Origin of the sequence: Archangium sp. (genome assembly GCF_036389735.1) — a bacterium.
Lineage (GTDB): Bacteria > Myxococcota > Myxococcia > Myxococcales > Myxococcaceae > Archangium.
This window is the reverse complement of sequence record NZ_DASVWK010001140.1, coordinates 1-4,616: the sequence shown is the minus strand read 5'-3', so window position 1 is coordinate 4,616 and position 4,616 is coordinate 1. Positions and strand designations below refer to the sequence as shown.

Here is a 4,616-nt window from a genome sequence, read left to right as displayed (position 1 = left end):
TCGTGAAGTCGTCATCGTTGGCGCGGCCCGTACCCCCATCGGGGCCTTCCAGGGCGCCCTCTCCAAGCTCACGGCTCCGCAGCTCGGCTCCATCGCCATCAAGGCGGCCCTGGAGCGCGCGGGGGTGTCCCCGGAGACCGTGGACGAGGTCATCATGGGCAACGTGCTCCAGGCCGGCGTCGGCCAGGCCCCCGCCCGTCAGGCCGCCCTCGGCGCGGGCCTCCCGGACTCGGTCCCGTGCATGACCATCAACAAGGTGTGCGGCTCGGGCATGAAGGCCGTCATCGCGGGCGCCCAGGCCATCGCCCTGGGGGACGCGGACGTGGTGGTGGTGGGCGGCATGGAGTCCATGTCCAACGCCCCCTACCTCAGCCACAGCATGCGCGGCGGCTCGCGCATGGGCCACGTGGAGTTCAAGGACGCCCTCATCCACGACGGCCTCTGGGACGTGTACGGCAACGTCCACATGGGCAGCTGCGCGGAGGAGTGCTCCACCAACCACAACATCAGCCGCTCGGCGCAGGACGAGTACGCGATGGAGTCCACCCGCCGCGCCATCCAGGCGCAGAAGGAGGGCCTCTTCAAGTCGGAGATCGTCGCCGTCTCCGTGCCCGGCAAGAAGCCCGAGGACACCGTCATCGTCACCGAGGACGAGGGCCCGAAGAACGCCAAGCCGGAGAAGATCGCCGGCCTCAAGCCCGTCTTCAAGAAGGACGGCACGGTGACGGCCGCCAACGCGTCCTCCATCAATGACGGCGCCGCGGCGCTGGTGCTGATGAGCGCCGAGCGCGCCAAGGCCGAGGGCCGCACCGTCCTGGGCCGCATCGCCGGCTACGCCGGGGCCGCTCGCAAGCCGGTGGAGTTCACCATCGCCCCGGCCGACTCCATCAACAACCTGCTCAAGAAGACCGGCCACAAGACCACCGACGTGGACCTCTGGGAGATCAACGAGGCCTTCGCCGTGGTGGCCCTGGCCAACAACAAGATCCTCGGCCTGGAGGGCTCGAAGGTGAACGTGCGCGGCGGCGCGGTGGTGCTCGGCCACCCGATCGGCGCCTCGGGCGCGCGCCTCCTGGTGACCCTGCTGCACACCCTGCAGGACACGAACAAGAAGCGCGGCGTGGCGTCGCTCTGCATCGGCGGCGGCGAGGGCATCGCGCTGATGGTGGAGCGCTAATCCACTTCGGGTGACGAACACTCCCTCTCCCCCTGGGAGAGGGGCGGGGTGAGGGTCCATCAGGTGGCCCTCGCCCCGTTCTCGTAGGAGGGGTTCATGAACAAGATCTTCGCGAACGCGGACGAGGCCGTCCGCGACATCCCGGATGGCGCCACGCTCATGAGCGGCGGCTTCGGGCTATGCGGTAACCCCGAGAACCTCATCGCGGCGCTGCACCGCAAGGGGACCCAGGGGCTCACCATCATCTCCAACAACTGCGGCACCACCGAGCTGGGCCTGGGCATCCTGCTCAAGGCCAACCAGGTGAAGAAGATCGTCGCCAGCTATGTGGGCGAGAACAAGGTCTTCGAGCAGTTGATGCTCTCCGGGAAGCTCGAGGTCGAGCTCAACCCCCAGGGCACGCTGGCCGAGCGCATCCGCGCGGGCGGCTGCGGCATCGGCGGCTTCTTCACCCCCTCGGGCGCGGGCACCCAGCTCTCCGAGGGCAAGGAGACGCGGATGATCGACGGGCGGCTGCACGTGCTGGAGACGCCCCTCAAGGCGGACTTCACCATCGTGCGCGCCTGGAAGGCCGACACCTGGGGCAACCTGGTGTTCCGCAAGACGGCCCGCAACTTCTCGCCGATGATGTGCATGGCGGGAAAGGTCACCATCGTCGAGGCCGAGCACATCGTGGCCGCTGGCGAACTCGACCCGGATCAGGTGCACCTGCCCGGTATCTTCGTGCAGCGCATCGTCCAGTCGAAGGATCTCCAGAAGTGGATCGAGCGCCGTACCGTGCAGAAGAAGGCCTGAGAGGACGCCATGCCCCTGACCCGTGAGCAGATTGCCCAGCGCATCGCCCAGGAGCTGCGCGACGGCTATTACGTGAACCTCGGAATTGGCATCCCCACGCTGGTGGCCAACTACATTCCGAAGGGCCTCGACATCATGTTCCAGTCCGAGAACGGCATCCTCGGCATGGGCCCCTGGCCCATGGAAGGTGAGGAGGACCCGGATCTCATCAACGCCGGCAAGGAGACGGTGACGGTGGTGAAGGGCGCCGCCTACTTCGACTCGGCGCTGTCCTTCGGGATGATCCGCGGCGGCCATGTCGACCTGGCCGTGCTCGGCGCCATGGAGGTGAGCGAGGAGGGGGATCTCGCCAACTGGATGATCCCCGGCAAGATGGTGAAGGGCCCGGGCGGCGCCATGGATCTCGCGGTGGGCGCCAAGCGCGTCTTCGTGACCATGGAGCACGTCAACAAGGAGGGGAAGCCGAAGATCCTCAAGAAGTGCTCCCTGCCCCTCACCGGCCTCAAGTGCGTCAACCACATCGTCACCGAATACGCCCTCATCGACGTGACGCCCCAGGGCCTCGTGCTGCGTGAGCTGGCCCCCGGCGTGACGGTGGAGCAGGTGCAGGCCATCACCGAGCCCAGGCTCAAGGTGGCCCCCGACGTGCGCGAGATGACGATCTGAGAGGGGAATACCTGCGCCGGAGCGGGGGTCGAATAAGGATGGCGTCCTGAAGGGGTCGCCCATTCCCATCTCCCCCATGCTGCCGGATACCCCCATTGAATTGACGATCGAGCGCCTCGGGCAGCTCGGAGAGGGCGTGGCCTCGTACGAGGGCCGCACCGTCTTCGTGCCCGGTACCTTCCCAGGCGAGCGCGTGCGCGTGCGTCTGGAGCAGGAGGGCAAGGTGATGCGCGGTTACCTGCTCGGCGAGGTGCTGGCGCCGAGCCCGGACCGGCGGCGCTCCCCGTGTGGCCTCAATGCCCGGTGCGGCGGGTGCGACTGGCTGGAGCTGTCCGAGCCCGCCCAGCGCGCGGCGAAGCAGGAGATTGTCCTCTCGGCCCTGGAGCATCTGGGTCGGCTGAAGCGGGACAGCTTCACGGTGCGACCGTTGCTGATCGCGCCGACGGACTTCGGTTACCGGCGGCGCGCGGTGCTGCACTTCCTCAAGGACGAGCTGGCCTTCTTCGGGCGGCGCAGCCACGAGCGGGTGCCGGTGAGCGAGTGCGCCGCGCTGGTGCCCGTGCTGGCCGCTCTGCCGGGGAAGCTGGCGCCGTTGCTCAAGCCGGTGTCCCGGGACGCGGAGGAGGTCCACCTGCTCGCCGAGGCCGGCAAGGCGTCCTTCTCGGTGATGCTGAAGGGGCAGGTGACGCCCCGACACGTGGAGGCGTGCGAGGCGGCCGTGCGCAAGCTGCGGCTGGAGGGCGCGGTGCTGGTGCCGAAGGAGGGCTCGCCGCGGCTCATCGGCAAGCCGGTGCTGCGCTCGGTGTCACCGCTGCGGCCGGAGGTCCCGCTGTACCTGCGGCCGGATGCCTTCTCCCAGGCACACGCCGAGGCCAACGTGGGGCTGGTGACGTCGGCCCTGTACGAGCTGGCCCCGCGCGAGACGGACTCGGTGCTGGAGCTGTACTCGGGCAACGGTAACTTCACGTACCCGCTGGCGGCGAGCGCGGCCTCGGTGCTGGGGGTGGAGTCCTCCCCGGCGTCGGTGGACCTCGCGCAGCGCAGCGCGCGGGAGGGTGGGGTGACCAATGTGCGCTTCGTCCAGGGCGATGCCCGCAAGGTGACCGAGAGCCTCATCCGCGAGGGCAATCGGTTCGACCTGGCGCTGGCGGATCCTCCGCGCACGGGAGCGCCGGGACTGGCCCGGTGGCTCAAGGCCCTCGGGGTGAGACGTGTGGTGTACGTGGCGTGCGACCCGGGCTCTCTGGCGCGAGACGCCGCCGGGCTGGTAGAGGCCGGTTACAAGCCGCTGGCGCTCCAGGTGGTGGACATGTTCCCCCAGACGCACCACGTCGAGTCCGTCATGTCTTTCGAGCTGTCCGCGTAGGAGGAGTTCGTTTTGGAGATCTTCAAGGAGTTCACCTTCGAGTCGGCCCACCGACTCCCGAACGTGCCCGCGGGCCACAAGTGCGCCCGGTTGCATGGCCACTCCTACCGCGTGACCCTCCATGTCCAGGGTCCGGTGGGTGGGGACTCGGGGTGGGTGATGGACTTCGCCGACCTCACCGAGGCCTTCAAGCCGATCCAGGCCCAGCTCGACCACTACTACCTCAATGAGATCGACGGGCTGTCCAACCCCACCAGCGAGAACCTCGCACGGTGGATCTGGCAGCGCGTCCGGCCTCGGCTGCCCCAGCTCTCCCAGGTGATGGTGCGGGAGACCTGCACCTCCGGCTGCATCTACCGCGGCGAGCACGACTGAAGCTGGGCCTTCAGAGGCCCGTGGCCTTCTCCATGTGCTCGGGGTTAGCGCGCCGTGCACGGCGGTGACGGGCTGCACGGCGTGGGCGCGACGGAGGGTCTTCACGACCGTCCGGATGCGCTCGGGGCGGCTGTCGGTGCGGCCCAGGGGCTTGCGGACGTCGCCCTGGGCGAACGGGGTCGTCTCGTCGAGCTTCCCCGTCAGGAACCCCTTGCCCAGCGGGCTGTAGGGGACGAA

5 protein-coding genes are annotated in these 4,616 nt (G+C 68.7%); all 5 read left to right on the top strand.

Going from position 1 to position 4,616, the window contains the following annotated elements:
* The coding region (locus tag VF794_RS41035; RefSeq protein WP_331119399.1) for a thiolase family protein at positions 1-1,177 on the top strand (1,177 nt) is incomplete at its 5' end.
* A gap of 96 nt (positions 1,178-1,273) precedes the next feature.
* Positions 1,274-1,972 (top strand): CoA transferase subunit A, encoded by a 699-nt coding sequence (locus tag VF794_RS41030; RefSeq protein WP_331119397.1) that lies wholly within the window; start codon positions 1,274-1,276, stop codon positions 1,970-1,972.
* Between the two features lie 9 nt (positions 1,973-1,981).
* Positions 1,982-2,638: a CoA transferase subunit B gene (locus VF794_RS41025; RefSeq protein ID WP_331119395.1), complete on the top strand. Its 657-nt coding sequence runs from the start codon at positions 1,982-1,984 to the stop codon at positions 2,636-2,638.
* Between the two features lie 76 nt (positions 2,639-2,714).
* Positions 2,715-4,004: a class I SAM-dependent RNA methyltransferase gene (locus tag VF794_RS41020; RefSeq protein ID WP_414641025.1), complete on the top strand. Its 1,290-nt coding sequence runs from the start codon at positions 2,715-2,717 to the stop codon at positions 4,002-4,004.
* Positions 4,005-4,016: 12 nt separating this feature from the next.
* Positions 4,017-4,379, top strand: coding sequence for a 6-carboxytetrahydropterin synthase QueD (gene queD / locus VF794_RS41015; protein ID WP_331119393.1), 363 nt, complete (start codon positions 4,017-4,019; stop codon positions 4,377-4,379).
* The last annotated feature ends 237 nt before the right edge of the window (positions 4,380-4,616 follow it).

What these genes read in the sequence shown, in the direction of transcription:
- VF794_RS41030 (WP_331119397.1), top strand. Translation starts at nt 1,274, where the DNA reads ATGAACAAGATCTTCGCGAACGCGGACGAGGCCGTCCGCGACATCCCG.
- VF794_RS41025 (WP_331119395.1), top strand. Translation starts at nt 1,982, where the DNA reads ATGCCCCTGACCCGTGAGCAGATTGCCCAGCGCATCGCCCAGGAGCTG.
- VF794_RS41020 (WP_414641025.1), top strand. Translation starts at nt 2,715, where the DNA reads ATGCTGCCGGATACCCCCATTGAATTGACGATCGAGCGCCTCGGGCAG.